The organism is Chitinophaga sp., from assembly GCF_039596135.1.
GTDB lineage: Bacteria > Bacteroidota > Bacteroidia > Chitinophagales > Chitinophagaceae > Chitinophaga.
In genome coordinates this window covers 1-26,181 of sequence record NZ_JBCNKH010000050.1, presented here as the reverse complement: position 1 = coordinate 26,181, position 26,181 = coordinate 1, and the positions used below count along the sequence as shown (strand labels likewise).

General features: G+C 46.0%; 18 protein-coding genes. 7 read left to right on the top strand and 11 right to left on the bottom strand.

Annotation, left to right across the window (positions count from 1 at the left end; genetic code table 11):
* Positions 1-142 precede the first annotated feature (142 nt).
* The 4 genes from ABDW16_RS23180 to ABDW16_RS23165 all read right to left on the bottom strand — a co-directional run bounded on the left by ABDW16_RS23180 (position 143) and on the right by ABDW16_RS23165 (position 6,128).
* The gene (locus ABDW16_RS23180) at positions 143-2,767 is read right to left on the bottom strand and encodes a glycoside hydrolase family 2 TIM barrel-domain containing protein (protein WP_343673078.1); all 2,625 of its coding nucleotides are present in this window, start codon (positions 2,765-2,767) and stop codon (positions 143-145) included.
* A 194-nt stretch (positions 2,768-2,961) separates the two neighbouring features.
* Positions 2,962-3,363 (bottom strand): hypothetical protein, encoded by a 402-nt coding sequence (locus ABDW16_RS23175; protein WP_343673077.1) that lies wholly within the window; start codon positions 3,361-3,363, stop codon positions 2,962-2,964.
* 77 nt (positions 3,364-3,440) lie between these two features.
* Positions 3,441-4,883 (bottom strand): hypothetical protein, encoded by a 1,443-nt coding sequence (locus tag ABDW16_RS23170; RefSeq protein ID WP_343673076.1) that lies wholly within the window; start codon positions 4,881-4,883, stop codon positions 3,441-3,443.
* Positions 4,884-4,892: 9 nt separating this feature from the next.
* Entirely contained in the window at positions 4,893-6,128 is a 1,236-nt protein-coding gene (locus ABDW16_RS23165; RefSeq protein WP_343673075.1) for a Gfo/Idh/MocA family oxidoreductase, read from the bottom strand.
* Between the two features lie 128 nt (positions 6,129-6,256).
* Between ABDW16_RS23165 and ABDW16_RS23160 the strand changes: the two genes are divergently transcribed.
* Positions 6,257-6,595: an AraC family transcriptional regulator gene (locus ABDW16_RS23160; RefSeq protein WP_343673073.1), complete on the top strand. Its 339-nt coding sequence runs from the start codon at positions 6,257-6,259 to the stop codon at positions 6,593-6,595.
* Positions 6,596-7,145: 550 nt separating this feature from the next.
* On the opposite strand, the gene ABDW16_RS23155 is transcribed toward ABDW16_RS23160, so the two are convergent.
* The 5 genes from ABDW16_RS23155 to ABDW16_RS23135 all read right to left on the bottom strand — a co-directional run bounded on the left by ABDW16_RS23155 (position 7,146) and on the right by ABDW16_RS23135 (position 13,421).
* A complete protein-coding gene (locus ABDW16_RS23155) occupies positions 7,146-7,343 on the bottom strand; it encodes a hypothetical protein (protein WP_343673071.1) in 198 nt (65 codons plus the stop codon).
* Positions 7,344-7,460: 117 nt separating this feature from the next.
* Complete coding sequence (locus tag ABDW16_RS23150; protein ID WP_343673069.1) at positions 7,461-8,552, bottom strand: hybrid sensor histidine kinase/response regulator; 1,092 nt, start codon at positions 8,550-8,552, stop codon at positions 7,461-7,463.
* Positions 8,553-8,603: 51 nt separating this feature from the next.
* The gene (locus tag ABDW16_RS23145; protein WP_343673067.1) at positions 8,604-9,167 is read right to left on the bottom strand and encodes a chemotaxis protein CheB; all 564 of its coding nucleotides are present in this window, start codon (positions 9,165-9,167) and stop codon (positions 8,604-8,606) included.
* Between the two features lie 18 nt (positions 9,168-9,185).
* Positions 9,186-10,007 (bottom strand): protein-glutamate O-methyltransferase CheR, encoded by an 822-nt coding sequence (locus tag ABDW16_RS23140; RefSeq protein WP_343673065.1) that lies wholly within the window; start codon positions 10,005-10,007, stop codon positions 9,186-9,188.
* A 15-nt stretch (positions 10,008-10,022) separates the two neighbouring features.
* Positions 10,023-13,421: a response regulator gene (locus tag ABDW16_RS23135; RefSeq protein WP_343673063.1), complete on the bottom strand. Its 3,399-nt coding sequence runs from the start codon at positions 13,419-13,421 to the stop codon at positions 10,023-10,025.
* A 493-nt stretch (positions 13,422-13,914) separates the two neighbouring features.
* On the opposite strand from ABDW16_RS23135, the gene ABDW16_RS23130 reads away from it, so the two are divergent.
* The 6 genes from ABDW16_RS23130 to ABDW16_RS23105 all read left to right on the top strand — a co-directional run bounded on the left by ABDW16_RS23130 (position 13,915) and on the right by ABDW16_RS23105 (position 23,588).
* A complete protein-coding gene (locus ABDW16_RS23130) occupies positions 13,915-14,298 on the top strand; it encodes a response regulator transcription factor (RefSeq protein WP_343673061.1) in 384 nt (127 codons plus the stop codon).
* A gap of 48 nt (positions 14,299-14,346) precedes the next feature.
* Complete coding sequence (locus tag ABDW16_RS23125) at positions 14,347-15,474, top strand: HEAT repeat domain-containing protein (RefSeq protein ID WP_343673060.1); 1,128 nt, start codon at positions 14,347-14,349, stop codon at positions 15,472-15,474.
* 6 nt (positions 15,475-15,480) lie between these two features.
* Positions 15,481-16,941 (top strand): glycosyltransferase, encoded by a 1,461-nt coding sequence (locus ABDW16_RS23120; protein ID WP_343673059.1) that lies wholly within the window; start codon positions 15,481-15,483, stop codon positions 16,939-16,941.
* A gap of 8 nt (positions 16,942-16,949) precedes the next feature.
* Positions 16,950-18,446, top strand: coding sequence for a glycosyltransferase (locus tag ABDW16_RS23115; protein ID WP_343673057.1), 1,497 nt, complete (start codon positions 16,950-16,952; stop codon positions 18,444-18,446).
* A 1-nt stretch (position 18,447) separates the two neighbouring features.
* Positions 18,448-21,315 carry a tetratricopeptide repeat protein gene (locus tag ABDW16_RS23110; protein WP_343673056.1) on the top strand — a complete coding sequence of 956 codons (2,868 nt, stop codon included), beginning with the start codon at positions 18,448-18,450 and terminating at the stop codon, positions 21,313-21,315.
* 68 nt (positions 21,316-21,383) lie between these two features.
* Positions 21,384-23,588, top strand: a complete 2,205-nt coding sequence (locus ABDW16_RS23105; protein WP_343673055.1) for a DUF4838 domain-containing protein — start codon at positions 21,384-21,386, stop codon at positions 23,586-23,588.
* A 26-nt stretch (positions 23,589-23,614) separates the two neighbouring features.
* Here the strand turns inward: ABDW16_RS23105 and ABDW16_RS23100 are convergent, their stop codons facing one another.
* Entirely contained in the window at positions 23,615-24,259 is a 645-nt protein-coding gene (locus ABDW16_RS23100) for a type 1 glutamine amidotransferase domain-containing protein (protein ID WP_343673054.1), read from the bottom strand.
* 91 nt (positions 24,260-24,350) lie between these two features.
* Positions 24,351-25,889 (bottom strand): alpha-L-arabinofuranosidase C-terminal domain-containing protein, encoded by a 1,539-nt coding sequence (locus ABDW16_RS23095; protein WP_343673053.1) that lies wholly within the window; start codon positions 25,887-25,889, stop codon positions 24,351-24,353.
* Positions 25,890-26,181 lie beyond the last annotated feature (292 nt).

Here is a 26,181-nt window from a genome sequence, read left to right as displayed (position 1 = left end):
TTTTAGATGAAAAATGGCTGTTTTCCGGGAGAGTTGGGGGAAACGGTTGGAGGGCACCATTGAAGTCCTTAATGTGGATAACTTTCAAAAAAAATCGCTTTTACCTAACGGTAAAAGCGATTTTTTTGTTGTGGGTTTTTAGTTATTTGATTTCTATAATTTGTTCTGCCAGGTTCCAGCCGCTCACCGTTACCTGTGCCTTACCGCTCTTGCCAATCGCATCTCCACTGATAGTCACCACTTTCTCATCGCCGGGAACTACCGAAACGTAGTTATCGTTGTAGAACACAGGCAGAATTCTCTTCTTCGTTTGTGCATCTACCAGTGATACCCTGTTAAAGAATGCCAGCGGGCCATTCTTTGGATTGCTGATTTTTACCTGGATGTCATTACCAGCTTTTACAGCTGTGATCTGAGGCTTAGCGGGTTGCATGTTCTGCAAACCGGAATAGTTGCCTTTTGCATCAGGGAACCAATACAGGTTATCGTCCATCAGGGTTTTATCAGCTTTGATCAGGCGTACTGCCAGGAACACTCCTTCTTTCTCGCCCAGTTTATCCAGGAATGCTTTGATGCTCATGATCTTCTGTACATTGGAAGGCGCAATTTCACAGAATACCTGTGTGATCAGTGTATCATGACCTTTCATATCATATGCCTTCAGTTGCAGCATAATGTCGTGATAGTAACTGAAAGTATTGTTGACTATGAATACAGTGCCATCAGTCGGGTTGATCATACCATGTACCGGTGCAGCACCTGTTCTGTTTCCATACAGGCAGGCGTTTGGATCCAGGTAGTAATCGTAGTGCTGTCCACGTAATGCGGTCCATGGGTTCTGTGTTTTCCAGATGATCACACCTGTGTACCAATCCCACATATGAGAGCTGAAGCCTTCCATCAGGCCACGGTACTGATCATAGTTTACCAGCTGGGCCTTGTTTGTCCAGTCCCTGATATCTTTAGGTTTACCATATGGATCCAGTGAATTGAAGTAAGGAATGTATTTGTGATAATCCCATACTGAATCCACACCACCAGGTTTGTTTTCAGGACCTACCAGGTTTTCTTTTGGTATAAAGCGTTCCAGTGATTCCAGGTCGCCTACGCCTACAGAACCTACTTCAGAGTTGAACGGCCAGGTTCTGTCATTCCAGAATACATTCAGCGGCTGCCAGTTGTAAGGCCCATCGCCATTGCCACCCAGCATGTTGTAAGACATACTGTCGGTGTTGGAATAATGGAAGAAATAACGGGTACCATCCAGTTTAGGCATAATACTGTCTGCCAGTACATCGAAGATATCTTTAGGAGGTGTGATTTCATTACCACCGCACCAGAATGCCAGGGAAGCGTGGTTACGCAGCAGTTTTACCTGGTCCGCAGCAGAGTTGATCCACAGGCGGTGATCATCAGGATATTGTCTGCGTGTCCACTGGTCTTCTTTTTTCATTGGGTCTACCCAACGGCCGTTACAGTCGCCGCTCATCCAGAAGTCCTGGAACACCAGCATACCGTATTTATCGCAAGCCTGGAAGAATTCAGGTCTTTCGGTGAGACTACCGCCCCAGATACGGATCAGGTTCAGGTTCATGTCGCGGTGAAAACGAACTTCTGCATCGTAACGCTCCTTAGTAAAACGGAACATCGCATCGGAAGTGATCCAGTTTCCACCCTTAACGAAGATATTCTGACCGTTTACAGAGAGCTCACGGCTCCTGGTGTGGGTATTCCAGAAAGTACGGATTTCGCGCACGCCAACAGTGATTTCTTCTGTATCGTCTACTTTGTTATTCTCTACGAATTCTACCTTACTCTGGTACAGATTCTGCGGACCATACCCTGAAGGCCACCAGAGTTTAGGGTCTTTCAGTTCCAGGTCAGGCAGTTGTACTTCGGTATGTGCTTTTGCCGCCAGCGTTACTTTGCTGCTCACGGTTACACCACCGATGGTATAGCGCAGGGTACCTGCCACAGGTTTTGCGGTAGCGTTATCCAGTTCAGCGCTTACCTTGATGATAGCTGGCGCCTGCTTCGCATCCGGCCATCTTGGACCTGGTACGTTGGTTACCACGTGTGGATTGCTGATGTTGACAGCACCGGTTTTTTCGATGGTGACCTTGTCCCAGATACCTGTATTACGGTCGCGCATGGGCTGAATCCAGTCCCAACCCGCAGTGTACTGCGGGCCTACGTTCTTTGCAATCACGCCATCCCCACCCTGGCCACCGTTAGGGTTACCAACGATGACAGGCGGATATACGATCACCGCCAGGCGGTTTTTGCCGTCCTTTGCAAGGAACGGCGTAATGTTGTAAGAATGACGGATGTAAGTACCGTAGTGGGTAGTCGCGTTCAGGCGATGACCATTCAGGTAAATGTCGCAACCGTCGTTTACCCCTCTGAAGTGCAGCCATACCTGGCCGTCAGCAGCAGGAGCAGCTTCTGAAAAATCTTTTACAAACCAATAGGTATAATGATCGCGACCTGTGGTATAGATATCAGGAATACGCTCATTATTCATTCCATAGAAAGGATCTGGAACGAGTTTGTTGTTCAATAACGTTGTTAAAACGGTACCCGGCACCGTAGCTGGCAGCCAGCCTTTGAGCCCATAGGTAGGATTGGACAGCGCTTCGCCCTTTACAGTGACGTTGGAGACATTCGCACATTCCCAGCCACTATTAAGTTCATATTGGCTTTGCGCCATCAATTGTAAAAAGGGTGCCAGTAAGAGACCTGTCACATTCAGTAGTTTCCGGACCATAGTTATGCATGAAAAGTTAGAAGGCAATATTGCCTGTTCACTGTGCTGACAAAAATATACGTTGGAATTTCAAAATCAAAATGATGCTGATTAGTTAGGTCAAATATGAATTAAAAAAGGAGAAATACCTATCAGAAAGGAGAAAATAAAAAAGCCCCCTCGGCTGAGGGGGCCTTTAAAATGCATTTGGATGATCATCCGGCAGAAGCGACTAATACTATTTTGAGATACAGGTCGCCCGGAGGATTTACGGTTGAACCATCAGCACCCTGGATCTCGAGGTAGAGCACTCCTGGTTTGTAAGTATATACAATAGTTGAACCGTTATAAACATCCGGCAAAGCCTCCCAGGTAGTACCATCACCAGAGATGTAACATAATACACCATCAGTCTGGTTAGTATTATCATTGAGTTCAGGCATATTGACCTGAACAACGTAAGTTTTCGTGTTAGAGTCATACGTCCAGGAAGAGCTGGGAACGGAAGTCTGAATTGTTGTGTTGGGAATTTCCTGCGTGATGTATTCTTTTTTACAACCGGATACGAGGACACCCAGCCCTAATACCAGTACAGCAAGCAATAATTTAGTTTTCATAAATAAGCATGTATTGATTAATTACAGAATAAGGAACATATATCCCAATCTTCAAATACGATGCCATATTTGTGGAATTAGCTCCCCTCTATTGCTTTCAGGGTCTTTTCAGCCTGCTCTTTAACAGCTGGGTTTGCACTTTGGGTCATCGCTGCTACCCTTGCTTTCATATCTTCCGCCCTGCGTTCGGCCAGTATCTGCAGAAGTGCAATCTGCATGAGCGGTGGTTTATTTTGCAGGGAAATGCCTGCAGTGGAAGCGACCATTTTACTCCGCATTGTGAGCAAAACATCCCTGATTAAAAAAATCGTACTACTGTCTGCACGCCCCATTTCATACACCAGCGAAGCTATCATGGTAGTATTTCCTAACATGCCTGCCGCCCTGATAGCTGCCGTTTTCACGACTACATTACTATCTTCCAGCGCAGCCTGAATCACTCTCGAAGTAGCACGCTGCCGGCTCCCGCCCAGTAGCAACAGCATGCCTGCTTTCACGTCGCCTTTTTCCCGCACCACCCTGTCTATCCAATAACTGGTATTGGCGGTATTCATATTTTTTGCTGCTATCTTCAATGCTGCTGACCTGAATGCGGGATCAACGTCCGCTGCTGCATCGCCTAAGATCCTGTTAGCATCATTGAAGCGCACAGTCACCATAATTTGCAGGGCAGCAATTCTGGCAGGCAGCTGTGCATGCGATTTACATTCTTTCAGCAACCGGGAGGCAATCACTCTCGCAGGTTCCTGGGGCCAGTTTTCCGCCATGCGCTGTGCAAATAATATATACGCTGCCGTTGCATCGGAACTATCGTATACATATCCTGCCTTTGCCGCTGCTGCATGCAATAATGAATCGCTGCTTTCATTGCCCATATTGGCAATCGCCATCAGTGCAGCCCTGCGTTGACGCAGATCTCTCGTATTTGCCAATGCGGTTACAGCATCCAGACCGCTCAGGTAGCGTAGTTCCCCGATGGCATTGATCAAAGCTATTTTGCAGTTACCTTTTGCTTTTGATAGTGCATAGACCAGGGTCGGTTTTGCTACCGGTCCGCCTATTTGTATCAGCGCCCTCGCTGCCGCATCGCACAGTGGCTCCTGCACCAGGGAAGGGGCAATCGTAGCGGCAGCAACATCATTGCCACACAGCTGCAACTGGTTAATCAGAAAAGTTTTGGCAGGGATCGCGGTCACCTTTTTCAATGCCCTGCAATACGCCTTTACAGCCGTTTTACGGGCAGAATCCTGCAGGGCGGCAGTGATATACCCCGTATAGGCAGTCAGGGCATATTGCACCCTTATATTCCCTGTCTGTGACATCATGGCGAGTGCAGTCAATCCTCCTTCTCCCAGTTTTTCCAGCTGTTTCATGGAGATGGTTTTCAGGCTGTCATTGGGTGATGGCATTTCCTGCAGGATTGCGTTGATCCTGGCAGCATAGGGAGATGGTTGCCCCTGCCCTGCTACGTATAGCCAGGAGAAGAGAATAAATAATGTAATCAGATTCGAACGCCTCATGGTACTTGGTTATTTCCAGGTGGTGCGCAGGGGCTGGTTCAGCAGCTTGTTTGCACCTTCATCGAACAGGAAAGTTTGTTTTTCAGGATCATATTGGAGGGAACGGCCTAACTGAAGGGCGATCTTACCCATATTGACCAGGGTACAGGAACGGTGTCCGTTTTCTTCGTTTGTCACAAAGGTTTGCCTTTCCTTTACGGCTTTCACAAAATCAGTCACGGCCAGTGGCGGATCGGGAAAGTTAGCCAGTTGTTTTTCCAGGTCAGGAATATCCGATCTGAAATCAGCATAGAGTTTACCATTGGGTCCGGAAATGAAGGGTGCATCTGCATTCCTGCCTTCCGGATCCAGTATGATTTTGCAGCCATCCTGGTAGGTAAAGGTGATTTTCTGCCAGGTGCCTGCAGCATCGGGATGTTGTAACGGTGTTTCCACTTCTACTTCGGTCGGGCTGGTTTCATCTTTATCCAGCAGGTATTGCACCGGATCCAGGTATTGCTGCCCTATTTCTCCGAGAATGCCACCCCCATAATCCCAATATCCGCCAAAGTTTCGGATCCGGTCGATATGATAAGGCTTATAAGGTGCAGGACCCAGCCAGCGATCGTAATTCAGGGTCGCGGGCACAGGTTGGGCCGGAAGACTGGTCAGACCAATATATTGAGCAGGCCAGCTAAAACCCGTTTGTGGTGCCAGGGTGATGGTGAGTGGCCAACCCAGCAAGCCGCTAAAGGTCAGCTTCTTCAATTTTTTGACAGGCAGGTTGGTACCGTAAAAGTTACCTTCCAGCCGGTGGTTCATATTGAGCCGGAAGATGCGGCCATAGGTCTGCACGGCGTTGACAACCTGCTTTCCTTCGGCTATGGAATGGGTCATGGGAGTTTCGCACCAGATGTCTTTGCCTGCAGCAGCAGCTTCCATGGCGATGAGGCCATGCCAGTGTGGTGGCGTGGCTATATGTACAATGTCGACATCCTTTTGTAAGAGGAGGTGACGATAGTCGTCGAAAGTTTTGACTTTTTTGTCTGTAAGGAGTTTGCTTTTATCTACATCACAAATGGCGGTGACACGGGTACCGGCGTAGTCTATATGCTGGCGGCCGGCAACACCCATGCCTATCACACCTTTGGTCAGCTGGTCGCTGGGAGCTGGATAGCCACGGCCCAATACATGCCGGGGAATAATAGTAAAGGCTACCACCGTTCCGGCTATATTTTTCAGGAATTCACGTCTATGGTTTGGCATAGGATCTTCAATAATGATCACGAGGGGACAAGATATGCTTTTTTTATAAATATATTTTTTGGGGTCCCTGTCTAACTAAATTTTACTTAAATTACAATTCCCTCCTAAACCATTGAAATACAAATCCCATGTCTAACAATCATCATGAACAGGTTATAGCCAGCATCAGCGAATACCTGCTACTCAATCTGAATAAGCCGGTCAGCATATCACAACTGGCTCATTCTCACTATATCAGTGAGTCAAAACTCAAACAGGATTTCAAAAAATATAAGCAGCTTTCCCTGGTAAACTGGTTATTGGAGCAAAGAATGCAAAAGGCTTTTCAGCTTTTACAACAATCTGATGGTAAAATTTCCGATATTGCGGAGGAAGTTGGATATAGTACCGTGTCCAGTTTCAACCGGGAATTCCGGAAGCATTATGCCTGCTCGCCACAGGAAATTCGGAATGGAAATAGTGAGTAAGTAAAACCATCCGGGGATTTTTAACGTATATATACTCAGTGCCAAAAAATTTCTGCATTTTTTCTTAGAAATCAGCAGCCTTGCCGAAAGAATTGTCAGACAAGCACTTATATGAGTAGTATGTTTTAATTAAGACTATTCCCTGTAATTTTTACAAATCATTAACAGCTGTGTTCGAAGTTTATTTTCTAAAAACAGCAATGTGTTTAGTAGTTTTGCCCCGTTTTTATAAAGAAAACGGATACGACGGACTAGTATAAAGTGGGTGCATAGCGTGTCATGCGAATCATAAAGATCTGGGGGCTAACAACCTACAGGATACGTTGGGTTCTTATTGTTCCAATCTAATTAGTATACATGTCGCCACTTTATATACAAAACAAAAGACACGAGACTACAACAATGCACAATGCTTTTCCAAATTACCATCGCGTAATCAAACATATTTATATAGTGCCTTGAGAAAGGGACTATTACCTTCGTTTACGAACAATGCAAAATGAAATACCGGTACTTTAGTCCTTTAGTGCCGGTTTTTTTTGTCCGTATCTTAATAGGAAGGCCTTTTTGTTCTGCTCTTTTCAGGGGTATTTTCGAGGCGCTCATCCAGTTGTTCATCACTCATTTCTCTTTCTGATTCATCCAGCGGGCGTTCTGCTTCTTCAAATGCTCCACCCGAGCCGGTATGCAAAATTTCGTTTTCTTTAGGTAAGCCGGCCGACGCTCCGGCATCTTTCACATCAATCATTGGAATACACTTTTTTCCATTCAAAGGATCAATAACAATGCTAATCTAATCAAAATCGGGCGGATTCCATAATGGCAGGGCTTTAACAATGTATTAAGAGCTGTATGGGGGTGTAGTTTACCGCCGCCACTGGAAGTAGAAACAACTGCCTTCACCCAGCCGGGATTCCACCCATACCTTGCCCCCCTGCGTTTCCACCAGTAATTTGAGGATATTTAATCCTATCCCTGTGCCTTTGTCATCTTCCTGGTCTACCTTTTCAAATAACCTGAAGATTCTTTCATTGTCCTTTTCCTCTATGCCAGGACCATTGTCTTTTACATAAAAATTATAAAACTCACCATCTGGTGTGCCTCCCACACTAATCTCTGCTATAGCTTTATCATTATATTTAATCGCGTTACTCAGCAGGTTCTGGAATACCTGCTGCAGTTTCTGCCTGCTCGTATGCAATACAGGCAGGTGCTCTCCTACCTGGATACGTACATGCGCCGGCGGGAACAACAGTTTGATCAACTGCTGCAACAACTCGTTTACATCTACATCTTCTGTTCTGTTAGAAAACTGGTGTTCCTTGCTGTAGTCCAGAATGGCTGTGATCATATCGGCCATCTGGGTAGCGGCACTCACAGACATGTTCATGTAGTCCGTGAATACAGACGAAGCCCTGATTACTTCTTCCTCCTGCATCAGCATCAGCAAACCGGTGATACCTGAGAGCGGTGTTTTCAGATCATGTGCTACCACCTGCATAAAGCGCTCGAGCTGCCCATTGATCTGTTCTTTCTCTTTCAATGTTTGCTTCAGTTCATCCTGGTAAAAATATAACTGTTCGAATACGTTCACCTTGGCACGGGTCATATTAATGTCCAGTGGTTTGGACAGGTAATCTACAGCTCCCTTCTTAAACCCTTCCAGCACGTGATATTCGTCTTTATTAATGGCTGTCACAAAAATAATGGAGATGTTCCTTGTTCTGGGATTAGCTTTGAGCAAGCGGGCTACTTCAAATCCATCCATATCCGGCATCTGTACATCCAGCATGATTAGCCCAATATTATCGTGTTTTAATACCTGCTTCAATGCTTCATTGCCCGATGAAGCCAGTATAAACGTTCTGTTGTCCGCCAGCAGCATTTGTTCCAGCGATAATAAATTCTCCATTCTATCGTCTACCAGCAGGATGGTAAATTTTTTAGTCATACTCATGGGCACTATTTTAACGGCTAATCCTATTCTTATATACGAAGAAAGCCTTACTCATGGTTCATTAATAATAAATTCTATTATATCTTCTACTGACAGGATGTAAACCCCTTTGCACATTTCAAGGGCTGCTTGTGGCATAGTCTCGAAGGCGGCACTGGCAGGATCCTGTACAATACCGGTACCACCGGCAGCAAGTATATCGCACATGCCTGCAGCGCCATCTCTGTTAGCCCCACTCAGCAAAATGGCGAGCGCTCTGCTGCCATATACCTCTGCTACACTGCTAAATGTCATGTCAATTGAAGGCCGGCTGTAATTGACGAGTTCTGAATAATCCAGCATAAAGGTCTTATCGGCTTCCAGCATCAGGTGATAATTTTGCGGAGCCAGGTAAATGTGGCGGGGCTTCACAGCTTCTTTATCTTCAGGTTCAATAATTCTTCTTTTGCTGGAAAGTAACCTGCCCATTTCACTCTGCACATTACGAAGCCGGTGCAGTATAATGACAACAGGGGTTTGTACCTGATCGGGCAATGCATTGAGAATGGCACTTATTACGGCAATGCTACCCGCCGAACCACCTATTGTGATAATATCGTATTGTTTGTTCTTCATAAATTTACAACATCCCGCTTACCCCTTTCTACGGTATATTTTATGGGCTGTATGTATTGTTTCAAATTTATCGTGGATACTGGCAAACCGCATCGTTTCTTTGATTCCCATGGCCAGGTATCCACGTGGGGACAAGCTGTCATAGAATAATTGCAGTACGTGATTCTGCAATTCCCTGTTGAAATAAATAAATACGTTCCGGCAGCAAATGAGCTGGAACTCATTGAAAACGGTGTCTGTGACCAGGTTGTGCTGAAAAAAGGTAATATGCTGCCGGAGTTCTTTTTTGATCAGTACATTGTCGTACCTGGCTGTATAGTAATTTGAAAAATCGCCTAACCCACCCGACTGAATGTAATTATACACGTAGTCTTTCATATTATCCATTGGCAGGATACCCGTATTTGCCTTTTCGAGGTTCATAGGGTTGAGGTCAGTCGCATATATTTTGGTTCTGCCCAGCAGTCCTGCCTCATACAGCAGGATTGCCATGGAAAATACCTCCTCTCCGGTAGAACATCCGGCATGCCATATTTTAATATTAGGATACGCCGCCAGCTTGGGTAGCACCTTTGTCCGCAAGGTCTGATAAAACAGGGGATCGCGGAACATTTCGGTCACATTTACAGTTATAAACTGTACCAACCGGTTAAAAAAGTTTGCATCATTGACCAGCTGATACTTCAGCTCAAATACGGTAACCAATCCGGCATAGCTCATAAATCGAACTATACGGCGCTTGAGAGACGCCTGTGCATAACCGGTGAAATCATATCCGTATTGCAGCTTTATAATATTAACAATATCAACGAAATCTGCATTAGATATGTCTTCCTTCATAGAAACAAAAAGCGATTATACTATCCAAACATGCATTAAGGACAAAAGTTTACTGCTGTCGATAGGCTTTGCTATATAATCTGATGCCCCCGCAGCAATACATTTTTCCCTGTCTCCCGCCATGGCTTTTGCGGTCAGCGCAATAACAGGCAGGTTTTGATATCGGGCATTGGCCCTGATGCGGCGCATGGCTTCATAGCCATCCATTTCCGGCATCATGATGTCCATCAGTACTAGTCGAATATCAGGATTTTCTTCCAATTTTTCCAGTGCTTCTTTCCCATCAGCAGCTGTTACTACATCCATGCCATGTGCGGCCAATAGTGCGCTTAGTGAAAATACATTCCGCATATCATCATCTGCCAGCAGCACCTTTTGCCCATCCAGGTTCCTTTCTGTCTTAGGCGTCCTGTCTGTAGGCTGCTGTATGGCAGACTCATTCAATTTGTAAAGAAAAAGTTCCAGTTCGTCCATCAACCGGTCTCCGGAGAAGGTGGAGTTACGAACGATAGCGGCGGCGTTCTTTTTCAGCGCCAGTTCATCGGCTTCCGAAATGTCGTGATCCAGATACACAATCACCGGCAGATCTCTGGCAGCGTTGATCTGTTTGAGTTGGTTCAGCCTGGCTAAACTTTCTGAAATATCTGTGCCGGCATCAAGCACGATACCGTCGTATGGATGAGTTTGTAGTTCGGTGACCGCTTCCGTCAACGTCTTCACCAGGTGATAACGGGTTTGCAACTGCCTTTCATCACTCAGAGATTGCAGGAAAGGATGATGCAGTAATACCCCGTCTGAGATCACGAGTACCCTTTTCAGCCTGGCTTCCAGCTGTGAACTGATACCACTGAAGACAGTTTCAAGGTCAGTGACCTGCAATGGTTTCTGCGTATATCCTTCTACCTTACCACGCACCTGCAGGGAGATTTCTCCGGCCGATACTACGTGCACGAGTATATGCTTCAGCTCTTCATTGTTCTTCAGTATTTTGAGAATACTGTTGCCATCGATCAGGGGCAGGTTCATATCCAGTATAATAGCCGCTGGCAGGAATTTTCGGGCAAAGAACAGACCGTCATTGCCATTCAGGGCAACGATGGTTTTAAAGCCTTTCTGTCTTGCAAAGTCGCGGAGGATGGCCGCAAAGCTGGCATCGTCTTCTATGATGAGGATGAGTTTATCCTTTTTGCCCAGTGAATTGCGATCGTCGTCTACATGTTGTTCTTCAGGGAGAGCTACAGCTTTTACTTCTTTAACCGGGGAGGCTTCTACCCGTGCAGGCAGTGCTTTGGGCACCGTACTGGTGCCAGTCTGCATCACAATCGTAAAGGTGCTGCCCTGGCCTTCTGCACTGACCAACCTGATTTCGCCGCCCAGGCGTTTCATCAGTTCCTTGCTGATGCTCAGTCCCAAACCGGTACCGCCGTATTTACGGCTGGTAGAACCATCTGCCTGGCGGAAGGCCTCGAAAATAAATTGTTGTTTATCTGCAGGAATACCTGCGCCTGTATCAGAAACGGAAATATGCAGGCCATCCGCATGCATGGTCCAGGCCAGTTCGATGGTGCCTTCTTTGGGTGTAAATTTAAAGGCATTGGAGAGCAGGTTTTTGATCACCTGTTCCAGTCGTTGTCCATCCGTGTGTATATGCGTAGGTACAGCAGGATCTATATTGGTGATGAAGTTGATTTGTTTTTCTTCAGCGACTACGTGGAAGAGTTGTTCCAGGTCGCTGGTAATACTCCTGACAGCTACAGGCTCTATGTTTATCTCTACCTTACCGGCTTCAATCTTGGAGAGATCCAGGATATCGTTGATGAGTTTGAGCAGGTCGGAACCTGATTTGTGAATGATACCGGCGTATTCTATTTGCCTTGAGCTCAGGTTCTGTTCCTTATTTTCTTCCAGCAGGCGGGCCAGGATCAGCACACTATTGAGCGGGGTTCGCAGTTCGTGTGACATGTTTGCGAGGAACTCCGATTTATACTTGCTGCTTTGTTCCAGTTCTTCGGCTTTTGCAGAAAGCTCCTGTCTTGTCATTTCAAGGGCCTTGTTCTGCACACTTATTTCATCGTTCACCTGGCGCAGTTCTTCTTCCTGTACCCTCAGCTCCTCTTCAGAGGCCTGCAGAATTTCGGACTGGCGGGTCAGCTCTTCGTTGGATTGACGAAGTTCTTCCTGCTGCATTTCGAGGGTTTCTTTCTGATCCTGCACCCTGCTGAGCAGTTCCATTACCTTTTTGCGGGAAGTAGCAGCGTTGACAGCTACTGCGATAGCGTGTGCAGTATTGCGCAGCAATTCCATGGCCCTTTCGGACAGTGGTGCAAAGGATACCAGTTCTATCAACCCTGCCAGGCCATTGTCATGCCACAGCGGCAGGCAAACAATAGTACCGGGGGTATTGTTTCCCGTAGCAGATTCCAGTCGCCAGTAGCTGGCAGGAACATCTTTAATAACCGTCAGTTCTTTTTGAGTGGCAGCTTCACCGGTGATGCCTTCGTTCAAAGCATAGGACTTTTTGAAGGTAGCAGGCAATCCCTTGCCGGCACAAAACTGCAGGAGGTGGGTATCCTCTTCATAACAATAAAAAGCGCCTCCCGGAAGGTCAAGATAGTTGACCAGGGCCTGCAGATTTTGGGACGAGAGCGCATCAATGGTGGCATCGCCCTGCAGACTGTCGTTGATCAGGCTCATGCCGGTGAGCAGCCAGTTATCGGAATTGGCCTTGTCATTGAGGGATTCGGTTTCCCGGAGTTTTACCTGCAGTTCCTTTTGGGCCTGAAGACGGGTATTGAACTCGCGGAAAGAGACGACCATAAGGGTGATAGCCACGAGCAAAATAAAGGCAGTATTGAAGATGAGGGCTGTGGAGGCCCTGGATACGGATGCGGTATTTTCCCCGTTTCTTTCAGCAAGCAACAGGCGCTCCTCTACGATCATATCCTGTATATCTGCATGGACCTTTTCCAGCATCGCCCGTTCTTCTTTTGTGATTTCCATGACATGCGAAAACACATAATTGGTATCATGCCTGACTCCCAGTCCTTCCCAGTAATTAAGGAGTCCGATCAATTCTTTTTCTATGGGGATTGTTCTTTTCAGCTGATCTGCATTATCAAGCACAAGTTTCCGCAGGTCGTAAAAGGCTGGTAATATTTTTGGATGTATTTCGAAGTAAGGATCAAGGTATTTAAATAAATGAGTGCTCCGGTAGGCGGTGCCTGCAGATTCTATTTCATAAACATATCTGCTGATACGTTGTGCAGTGGTAATAACTTCATAGGAATGTTCCACCCATTCCGCCTGTGAGCGTTGTTTCTTAAAAGTAATATAGGTAAAGATACCCCCTCCTATTACCATTAGGATAGCGATGGAGAATCCGATATACAGTCGTGTTTTTAGGGAGTTCTTCATAGTGGACAAATATAGTGCATTCGGTATAACTAGTGCATGGCCTTAGTACTATAAGTACACCAAAAGATCACCAAAAGGGCACTACATTATCAAAAGGATATTGAAGTGCCCTTTTGGTGATCTTTTGGTGACCTTTTAGCACTAGGGTTACACCCTGATTAAGATAATGATAACGTATATTAATCTCAGTAATATGGCTAATATTCCCCCGTTGGTAGTAATTTGCAGTGAGATTCGAGAGCAAAAAATCGTAAACAAAACATTTACCGTCCCAAATAATTTTAAATTAATTATAATGTTAAAAAATTAACGAACTATTTGCAAAAAGGTAAAAACCTTTCAGGTTGATTTTGAGTATATATGGGTAAGCCATTAAGTAGACTATGAAAAATCACCTGCACTGCAACAAAAATGTGAACAATTTTTCACCTTACACTAAAGACTTAGGGTTGTACTTCCTGTACCGCCATTCTTCAAAAATAAAAGCCAATATATGAGTAGTAAAATTCTGCTTATAGAAGATGATGAAGTGATGCCGAAGATTGTAGAAAGGATCCTGCATAAAGAAGAATACAAGATCGAGCATGTGACCAACGGCAAGGAGGCTTTCCAAAAACTGGAAGACACCAATTATGCTTTTGATCTTATCATTACCGATATTATGATGCCATATGCCAATGGTTTCGAGATACTCAGTAAAGTAAAAAACCGTAAAGAGGGTAAACCAATTCCTGTGATTATTGTTTCTAATGCAGGGAACGAAGATATGATCCTCGAGGGCTTCAAACTGGGAGCCGACGATTTTCTGAAAAAACCGGTGATACCGGGGGAGTTATTGATCAGGGTAAAAAGGCTCCTGATGCAATACAACCGGTAATTGTCGACTGATATTCTATGTGACCGATGACCGATTTGACCAATCCTTATGGAATTTAGTTTTTACGATTTCAGGTATGCTCCCCTGAGTATACAGATTGCTTTCATTTTTATTATTGTTGCCATCGCTTGTACGTTTCTTGCGTACTTTTCTATTCTGGTCGGCAGGTATAAAGCTTATCGCCAGTCAGAAAGGCTGAAGAAACTACACCCGATCATCGACGACCAGCTTATGGAACATATTCTTCTGAATGAAGAGCTGGCCAGCGATGTACCTGCCGACCAGGTACAACTTCCCCTTGAGAGCTTTCAACAACCCATATTTGAAAAGAAATGGGCCCGGCAGGCGCTCATTGACCGCCTCATCCATTATAGAAACAATGTAAGGGGGTCAATGGGGGAACAATTGCGTAACCTGTACATTCAGCTGGACCTCGACAAGGATTCCCTGAAGAAAATGAAATCCCGTAAATGGGAAAGAAAGGTGCAGGCCCTGGCAGAGCTAAGCAATATGAACATGTCTATTGCTGACGTAACCATACTGCCCCTCACGAACAGTTATAACCGTGAACTCCGCGCCGCGGCCCGCCATGCTTATATCAAGCTGAGTAAAAATGAACCTTTCAAATTCTTTGATGTGGTCACCGAGCCCCTGCTGCTATGGGACCAGGTAGAGCTGTTTAAAATCATTTCTACTACTGAGCACATTGCTATTCCCAATTTTGCACAATGGATCACTTACTCTTCCAATAAATCAATTGTATCTTTCTGTCTGAAACTGGTAGTGCATTATAATCAGTTAAGTGCTGTGCCCGCTGTAACCAGACTGCTGGATACCAAAGACCACTTTGTTCGTGCTGACGCTATTAACTGCCTGGGTAAAATGAAGGTGGAAGATGTGGAAGAAAAACTGGTACATATGTTCAATAGCCAGCCCCTTAACTGCAGGCTGGAAATACTGAAAGCCCTGGGCAGGATCAGCAGCGGGAAGTATGTAGATTTTCTGCGCCAGGAATTCCTGCACTCCACCGATTTTGAAGTTCGTAAACATGCAGCCAAATCGCTGATTAATAATCAATGGGCGGCCAAAGGCCTCATACAGGAGCTGATTGATACTGCTACGTCAGAAAATAAGCTCATCCTGAAACATAGCATGAACCCTTTAATAAAATTCTAGTTGTGAATGGATAATATCTGGGAAACCATAGGGCGAATTTATGAGAATGGTATTTTCATTTATGGTACAGTGCTGCTGGTAACATATGCCCTGCTGGCTATCTTCTCTATGATATCCGTACGTGCCTATGCCAAGAGAGACAATTACGAACAACTGAACACGCTGCTCAGCTCACCGTTAGCCCCCGGCATTACCGTGCTGGCCCCCGCCTTCAATGAAGGTCTTACCATTATATTCAATGTGCGCTCCCTGCTCACGCTGAACTACCCACGATATGAGATTATCATTATCAACGACGGTAGTACGGACAACAGCCTGGAACAAATGATCGAAGAGTTTCAGCTGGTGGCCGTTGACTTTGCCTACAATGCAAAGATCCAGACCAAGCCGGTGCGCAAGATCTATAAATCTGCCAATCCTGCCTATGCCAAACTGATGGTGATAGACAAAGTGAATGGTAAAAGCAAGGCCGATGCTGTAAATGCGGGTATCAATGCCGCTGCTTATGCCCACTTTGTATGTACTGATGTAGATTGCATTCTTCATGAAAATACGCTGCTGGAACTGATTAAACCAGTGATGCAGGAAGAGAAAAAACGTGTAATCGCTACCGGTGCTACCCTGCGTATTGCGAACTCCTGCGAGTTCGACCAGGGTGTAATGACGCGTATGCGTCCACCCCGTGAGCTCCTCCCCCGCTTCCAGGAGGTGGAATATATCCGCGCTTTTGTGTTGGGCAAAATGGGCTGGTCCTTGCTGAACTGTGTCCCAAATGTATCTGGTGGGCTGGGGCTCTTTGATAAGGAAGTAGCTATTCGCAGTGGTGGATACGACCATAGTTCCTTTGGTGAAGACATGGAGCTGATGACGCGTATGTGCCGCTATGCACACGACAATAAGATTGACTATGCCATTCGCTATATACCTAAAACCCTCTGCTGGACAGAAGCACCTGTGACCGTAAAGATCTTTAACCGCCAGCGTACCCGCTGGGCCAGGGGTCTTGCACAGCTGATGTATGCCCACTTTGGCATGTTCCTAAACCCAAGGTATGGCAGGATGGGCATGATCATTTTTCCATACAATTTCTTCTTCGAGCTGCTGGCACCAATCATTGAGTTCACCGGTATTGTCTACTACATTGTTATGAGCCTCTTTGGACTCATCAACTGGCCTACAGCACTCATATTACTGCTATTCGTATATACCTATTCGGTAATGATCACCACCACCGCTATCCTCTGGGATCAGCTCTCATTTAAATATTACCGGACGTGGAAGGAAGTTGCATTTCTGTGTATGACACCATTCATGGAATTCTTCCTTTACCATCCGCTAATCGTGATCTTTGCCCTGCGCGGCTACTGGTACTTCCTGACAGGGAAGAAAAGTACCTGGGGGAATATGCAGCGACGTGGATTTCAGCAAACGCCTAAACCAGCTGCTACAGCAGCTGCGGCTAAATAAATACGCCTGTGGAACTGACAAGAAATTTTTACGAAGCCTTTGTGTTCATTTATGGTTGCACCATGCTGTTCATGTACGCGTTGCTGGCAATCCTCTCCCTGAGAGGTATCCAGAAATTCCAGCGTAAAAACAGTTATGTAGATTATACCAAGATGCTGCAGTCACCACTGGCACCGGGCATTTCTATTATTGCACCGGCCTTCAATGAGGCCGTGACCATCATCCAGAATGTACGCTCCCTGCTCACGCTGAACTATCCCACCTTCGAGGTAATCATCGTGAACGATGGCAGTACGGATAATACGCTCGATAAACTGATCCAGGAATTTGAACTGGTAGAAATAGACTTTGCCTACAATGCACGCATCAATTGTAAGCCGGTAAAGCGACTGTTTAAGTCGACGAACACGGCTTATGACAAACTGGTAGTCATCGACAAGATCAACGGTAAGAGTAAGGCAGATGCTTCGAATGCAGGTATCAATGCCGCTGCTTACAACTACTTTCTGTGTACAGACGTGGATTGTATCATTGAGAAAGATACCCTGCTGCGCATGATCAAACCATTCATGGACGAGGAGCACCACAAGATCAAAGAGATCGGAGAGCCTTGTCCTGAGTGTGGTTATGTACACGTAAAAGAAGACAGTATCCGCGTCATTGCCACAGGTGCGACCCTGCGCATTGCCAACAGCTGCGAGATTGACGAAGGGGTGATCACCCGTGTACGTCCGCCGGAAAAATGGCTGCCACGCTTCCAGGAGATGGAGTACCTGCGTGCATATGTACTGGGTAAGATGGGGTGGAGTGTGATCAACTGTGTACCCAATGTATCTGGTGGTCTGGGTCTGTTTGACAAGGAGATAGCTATCAAAGCCGGTGGCTACGACAGCAAATCATTTGCAGAAGATATGGATATCGTAACGCGTATGTGTACGTACATGATGGACAATAAGCTGAAGTATGCCATCCGTTACATTCCTACTACACAGTGCTGGACAGAAGGTCCTCCTAATATGAAAGTGTTCAGCCGTCAGCGTACCCGCTGGGGGCGCGGTCTGGCAGAGATCATCACTATACACAGAAAGGTCATCTTCAATCCCCGTTACAAACAACTGGGACTGGTGGTATTGCCTTACAACCTGTTCTTCGAATTCCTTGCCCCCATCATCGAATTTACAGGGATCATTTACTATATCTACCTCATTGTTACCAACCAGATCAACTGGCAATACGCATTGATACTGCTGGCATTTGTGTATTTCTATTCAGTGATGATCACAACACTGGCCATATGGTGGGACCAGAAGACCTATCACTACTACCGTACCTGGGGCGAGGTATTAGGGCTGGCACTGATGGCTTTTATAGAACCTTTTGTATACCATCCGCTTATCGTATTCTTTGCCCTGCGGGGTTATTTCAACTTCCTCACAGGCAAGAAACATACATGGGGAAATATGCAGCGCCAGGGATTTGGTAAGAAAAAACCTGCAAACACGTAAGATGATGTCTCTTTTTAAACATATACTATCCGGTACACTGATATGCCTGTCTTTACAGGCAGAAGCGCAGTTATTTAAGAAAGGGCCCGATGCGGATGACCTCTACAATGAGGCGGTGCAGGAAACGAAAGCACAACATTATGCAAAAGCAATAGTACTCTCCAAAGCCGCGCTGGCCAAAAGGCCTGATTTTACTGACCAGGAACTGCTGCTGGGCAGGCTGTATATGCTCACAGGTCAGACAGATGAGGCGCGTAAACATGTGAAAGCAGTACTGACCAAAGATCCACTGTACAAGGATGCGTACCTGTATGCAATCAACATTGAACTAAGCGCAAAGAAATATGACGAAGCAGCGTGCTATGTAGATGAGGGATTGTACCACTTTCCTGCAGATAAGGACCTGATGCTGAAAAAACTGGGGATCCTGGATGCCAGTGAAAACTTTTTCCAGGGAAGCATCTACGCAACTTCATTATTGGAAAAATACTCAGGTGATACCGTGGTGACCCGGGCTTATACCGGCCACTACCTGCTGGCGGGCCACTACTACCAGGTAAGGGGCAATCAGCCGCTGGCACAGCAGAATTATGAAAAAGCACTGCTGGTAGATCCAAATAACAGGGAGGCAAAAGAGGCGATTACCAATATGTACATTCGCAATGGAAGCTATACCAGCGCCATGGAGCGAATTAATGCAGAACTGGTAGCGAATCCCGGTTCTTATGACCTGATGATGCGTAAACTGGAATTGTTGCAGGATACACATGATTATGCAGGCGCACTGGCATACCTGCAAACCATTCTGAAAAGGTTCCCGAACGATAGCAAGGCACGTGGCATGGAGACATCCTTACGTATGGAAGCAGCTGCGTGGTATGCCAATACAGATCCTTACCTATTGTATGAAAGCGTACTGGAAAAGAACCCCGGCAACCGGGAAGCACTGGATAAAGTAATTGGTTTAAGTATGTCACGTGGCGCTTATCGCGAAGCCCTGACATGGATAAACCGTGGTTTGAAAAATAGTCCGAATGATCAGCGCCTGCTGGCCCTGAAAATGGATGTACTGGAAAGCGAGCGGAAATTTACAGAGGCGGCTGCACTGGCAGAGAAACTGCGTCAGGGTAATCCTGGCAATGCTGACCTGAAAAGCAGGTATACGGCCCTGAAAATAGCCAGTGGACGGGATTACCTGGCACAGCAACAATACGACCTGGCATTGTCTGAGTTTTCCAAAGCATTGCAGGCGGATCCAAAAGATACAGCAGCTTTGGAAATGACTGCAAATACGTACATCATCCAGAAAGATAACGTACGTGCGTTGCAGGTAATAGATAAGGCACTGGAAATCTATCCGGATAATACCCGCTTCCTGATAAAGAAAAGCGGTGTACTGGCAGATATGGGTCAATATGATGAAGCAGCAGCGATTGCATCTCAACTGCTGGAACGTAATCCGGGAAATGAACGCTACCAGGCGAATCTTGTAGACTTACGCCTCACCGCGGGCCGGATACTGATGCAATCAGAAGAATATGATATGGCAGCAGGGCAGTTCAGGGCAGTGCTGGCAGAACAGCCTGATAACCTGGATGCGATCAACTACCTGATCAATATGGAAACTGCGGTTGGACAACCAGATAGCGCATTGCTCTACGCAAACCAGGGATTAAAATATTATCCTGACAATAAAGATCTTTTACTGAAGAAATCTGGTGTACTGACCAGTATGCATAGGTATGCGGAGGCGAATGACATTGCTTACCGGCTCATGCAGCGTTATCCATTTACCGTGAAATACCGGAATGCCTATACCGAAGGATTGCTGGCAGAAGGTACTACGTACCAGCGGAACAATCAGCCGGATAGTGCACTGGCAGTATTTAAGCGGGTGCTGGCTGTGAACCGGCGCGATTCAATGGGTTTATTGTATACTATTAACCTGCTGAATGGTAAACAACAATATGACAGTGCATTGGTATATGCTAATGAGGGTATCCGTTATTATCCCAATAATGACGCATTCATTCAGAAACGCGCGGTAACACTGGAAAGCAAGAAGGATTATGTAGCGGCATCTGCGGCGGCAGATTCTGTGGTGCAGCTCAAAAATATTCCTGCAAATGTGGATTACGCAGACTACCTGAAGAGCAAAACGCTGAAGGATCAGTTTGGCATGTATTACCTGCATACCAATTATGATTATGCATCTACGAGCTATAACATTGCAACATTGGAATATCGCCACTTTATACCCCGCGGTTCCTGGGCAGCACGCCTGAACTATGCAGGCCGTACACAGGGCACCGGGCTGATGGGAGAAGCGGAGATCTATTACAACCATACACCTAAGATGTATTCTTATGGCCTGGTCAACTACTCCAATGGAATTGTGTTTCCCCAGCTCAGGCTGGCATATTCACTGTTTAAAACTTTTAAGCATAATATAGAAGGAGAACTGGGTGTACGTTATTTAAAGGCAGACAGTGTAAACAGCATTTCGGGAGTCGTTTCTGTGGCAAAAACATGGAAGGAGTTCTGGGTGAATTTCAGGGCGTATTTTATCAGCGATTCGCCTGACTTCTATACCTCTTTTAATCTCACCGGCAGGTATTATATGAACCGCAACCAGGATTACATTATGCTTGTAGCGGGGTTGGGTACATCGCCGGATGATAGAAGCCGGCTGGTGCAATTTCCGAAACTGGCGGGGTTATTGACAAGGAGTGTAGGTACCGGTTATATGAAAACATTCAGATACCGGACTTCAGTGGGGGTGTATGGCACCTGGATCAATCAGAAGATAAGTGATACAGACTTCCAGAACCAATATGATCTCTATATAACCTTACAACGTAAGTTTTAAATATACTGACTCCCTCCCTGATACGGAGGGTATTTTTTTCAGTCTAATTTTAAATTTTCATGTTCAGAATGATGCACTCATTGCTATTAGTATTGACCCTTTTTTCATGTCAGTCTACGGTTTCCCGGATAGACCTGAAAAAGCACGTGATTGTATTGCCGGTAGAAGCGACGAAGAATGAGACGCATGCAGGGGCGGTATTGCAGGATTATGTGAAGCGGATTGTGGGGGTGACATTGCCTGTGATTAACGAGAATGCTTATCAGAAAAACCAGGCGGCGATCTTTGTGGGGAATACAGAGCATGCGCTTTCATTTGGTAAATTGAAAGGAGAAGGATTTATAATTGCGACAGATGCGAAGAATGTGTACATCAAAGGTGGCAGTGGAAAGGGCGTGGTGTATGGGGTGTATACATTGATAGAAAAATACTTTGGCGTGCGGAAATATTCAGAAGGCCCGGCTATAATGCCGGCTTCCAAAGCTGTAAGTGTGCCGCAGCAGTTGATGGATAAGCAGGAACCGGTGCTGGTGTATAGGGAGACGTATTATCCGGCAGCATTTGACAATGAATACCTGGAATGGCATAAGTTGCATCGGTTTGAGGATTTATGGGGCGTATGGGGGCATTCATTCTTTAAGATTGTGCCACCCAAAACATATTTCTCTGCCCATCCGGAATATTATGCATTGGTAGATGGCAAGAGACAGGCCACGCAGTTGTGCCTGAGCAATGAGGGCGTATTCAACGTAACAGTAGATTACCTTCGTAAAGCAATTGCAAATAACCCCGATGCTTTGTATTGGTCCATTGCGGCGGAAGATGGCGGTGGATTTTGTACCTGTGATCAGTGTATCCGGGTGAATAAAGAAGAAGGTAGTGTTTCGGGAACACTGATCCGGTTTATCAACAAAGTAGCTGCCCAGTTTCCGGACCAGCATTTTACAACGCTGGCATATTTAAATACCGCAAAGGCACCATTGAAAACAAAGCCGGCTGGCAATGTATATATTATGCTCAGCAGCATTGATGCCTACAGGCAGGAGCCATTGAGCACTATTCCTTCCGCAGCAGATTTCAGGAAGAACCTGGAAAGCTGGGGCGCATTGACGGATAATATCTTTGTGTGGGATTATACCACGCAGTTCACTAATTACCTTGCACCATTTCCTGATTACAACAACCTACAACCAAATCTGCAATATATGACTGCGCATAAGGTGCATGGGGTATTTTCACAGGGAAGTGGCGACACATATGGGGATATGGCGGCTTACAATGCTTATTTGCAGGCAAAATTATTGTGGGATCCATCTTTGGATGCAACGGCGGTTACGCAGGATTTTTTTAATGGCTATTATGGTAAAGCAGGAGTGCATGTGTTGGATTATGTGAATGCATTAAGTGGGTCAAAGGCGCAGCTGGATATTTATGGTAACCCTGTGGCCAGTGCAAAGAATTATTTATCGCCGGCAGCTATTGATCAATATTCCAGCCTCTTAGATAAAGCGGAAGCCGCAGTGGAAGGTGATTTTTTAAAAAGGGTTTACAATGCAAGGTTAGGGCTGGAATATTGCGTATTGCAGCAGTCACGTTTCTTTGGAACAGAAAAGTATGGTTACCTGCAGGCTTCAGGAGATGGATATGTTGTAAATCCACGCTGGCCTGAGAGGGTGAAGCAGTTTGTAGCGCAGTGTAAGGAAGCTGGGGTGAAGGAACTATCAGAAGGAGGAGCATCGCCGGAGGCTTATCAGCAGGAATGGGATACTATTTTTTCGAAGAAATGGGTGCATAGTCTGGCGTTTAATGCGAAAGTAACATTGGTGAATCCACCATCAGATGAATATCCAGCTAAGAGAGAAAGGACGTTGACAGATGGATTGTCAGGTACAAAGGATTTTAGTATCAACTGGCTGTTTATTTATGGAAGGGACCTGGTGGCTACGATCGATTTAGGGGCAGAAAAAACTGTGAATACTGTGCAGATGAACTTCTTACATGATCCAAGGCATTATATATTTAACCCTGCTTTGGTTACGGTAGAAACCTCTGTAGATGGAGTGCACTTTACACCTGCGGGTACGCAAAAGACGGCATTGCCTGCAGAAGAGGATTACACGACCAGTATCAATACATTTAAGTTTGGCTTGTCGGCAGTGCATGCAAGGTATGTGCGGGTGACGGGGCAGTGTCAGGCTGCGGTACCGGGATGGCGGGGAGCGCCACCTACGAAGAAGCCTTCAGTATGTGCGGATGAAGTTTATATATTTTAGATAAAAAGGGGCTTGCGCCCCTTTTTTTATATTCTGAAATGTACATAGTAATTACTTTCTAACTGCTCTATCACTGCTTCGGCGGTTGCCACCGCCGCTGCTGCATTGTGGCCTGTGATAATATTTTCATCGCTCACCACCTTTTCTCCTTTATAAAATACCGCACCAATTTCTTTCAACCTTGTTTCCAGGGGAAAAGGTACTTCACCTTTTTCTTCTTCGTTGGCAATGGCCGTAACATTTCTCCCTGCGAGTAAGCTCATACCACTCTTATCTTTTGAACAGCACAGTCCTGCTACCCCGTGCGCAACGGCCGCAATGGGTTTGTGTGCCCTGTTAAAATCCTGCAATAAAGCATTCAGTTCTTTATTGTCTACCAGGTCCCACATGGCTCCTCTTCCACCTGCAATAAAGATGGAATCATAACTTTCGGCACTCACTTCAGACAACTTAAGTGAATGCTCCAGCCAGTAGATGGCATCCTGATCAGCTAATAACTGGTGGTGCTGCTCCGCTGTTGGATCTAAGGTAACCCGGCCGCCTTTGGGTGAAGCGACCTGAACGTCTGCGCCGGCTTCGATAAATGCATAGTAAGGGGCTGCCAGTGTATCGAGCCATAGACCTGTATTACCTGGCTGATGGTGAGTTGTGGTTACTAACAATATCTTCATAAGCATTTGTTTTTGAAGCAAATACTATCGCAATAATAATGCCCCGGAGTAGTACTCCGGGGCATTGGATTGTTAAAGAACTGCAATTATTTTATTTTAAAGTTACTACCACTACAGAAGTAGCTGGCAGTTCTACGACCAGGTCATTCCCTTGTTTTTTAGCACCATTGAAGGTAGCAATCTTCACCTTGTCGGGCTTTTCGAAAGTATTGATGTCAGTGAATTTACCGGAAGTCAGTACCTGACCGGTTACGGTCTTCCATTGTACATCCTGTAGATTTGTCTTCACAGTGATCTTTTTGGATGGGTCCAGGTTCACGAAAGAGATATGCACTGCACCGGTAGAATCTTTGGATGCAGAGGCATTCACCGCAGGGATGCTTTCGCTGCCGGAGGTATATAATGGACTATTCAGTTCGATAGGCAGGTAAGCTGCATCCATATGCACCTGGAACAGGTCGAATACATAGTAGGTAGGTGTGAGCAGCATTTTTTCCTTGTCGGTCAGGATCAGGGCCTGTAATACGTTTACAGTCTGCGCCAGGTTAGCCAGTCTTACACGGTCACTATGGTTGTTAAAGATATTGAGTGTAGAAGCGGCGATCAGGGCGTCTCTGAGACTGTTTTGCTGATAGAGGAAGCCGGGATTGGTACCTGGTTCCACATCTGTCCAGATACCCCATTCGTCAACAGCGAGGGCTACGGTCTTTTTAGGATCGTATTTATCCATTACAGCGGAGTGTTTGGTCACGAGTGTGTCCATGAGCAGGCATTTCCGCATAGTGGTGAAGTATACTTTTTCGTCGAAGTCGGTGGCAGAACCTTTATGCCCCCAGTCGCCAGGCAGGGTGTAATAGTGTAAGGAGAGGCCCCACATCATGTGGAGGGGGATGTTCTTCATACAGGTTTCAGTCCAGTGGTAGTCAAAGTCACTGGCGCCGCTGGCCATTTTTTTCAGTTTTGCACCCGGATAGTCGCGGGCATAGGTAGCATAGCGACGGAACTGGCCTGCGTAGAACTCGGGGGTCATGTTACCACCACAACCCCAGCTTTCGTTGCCCACGCCCCAGAAGCCTACTTTCCAGGGAGCAGCGTGGCCGTTTTCAGCACGGAGCTTGCTCATAGGGCTTACGCCGTCGAAGTTGAAGTATTCTACCCATTTGGACATTTCTTCGACGGTGCCGCTACCTACATTCGCAGAAATGTAAGGTTCGGTGTGCAGCAGTTCGCAGAGCTCCATAAATTCGTGGGTACCGAAGGAATTGTCTTCAGTAACGCCGCCCCAGTTGGTATTTACCATTTTAGGGCGATCGGATCTTTTACCGATACCGTCACGCCAGTGGTATTCGTCTGCAAAGCAGCCACCGGGCCAGCGGAGGTTCGGGATGTGGATCTTTTTGAGCGCATCGACAACATCGAGGCGGATGCGGTCTTTTTTCGGAACGTTCAGGGAGGAGTCAACCCAGAAACCATCATAAATACAATGGCCGAGGTGCTCGGAAAAGTGGCCATAGATGTGGCGGCTGATCTGGTGATCTGATTTACCAGATACCGTAAGGCTGGCAGTAGTTTGTGCCTTTGCAACATGCATGATCGTCAAAAGCAACAGGAAAGTGAGATTCTTTTTCATATACAATTTTCATTAGCTTAATTGCGAAGACGTGGAACGATGGCTAAGGTAGAAAAATTAATTGTCAATTGTACAACTATTTTCTTCTTTTTATATTCTGTTTAATATGAGGGCTGATAATCGTTTAGGCATGGGAAGTGCGGAAATAATTTTTAAAAATATTTGGTGAATTAAAAACAAGTTGTACATTTGCAATCCCAATCGCAACCACGGTGCTGGGAAAGATCTTAAAAATACAAGCGGAAGTAGCTCATTTGGTAGAGCACGACCTTGCCAAGGTCGGGGTGGCCGG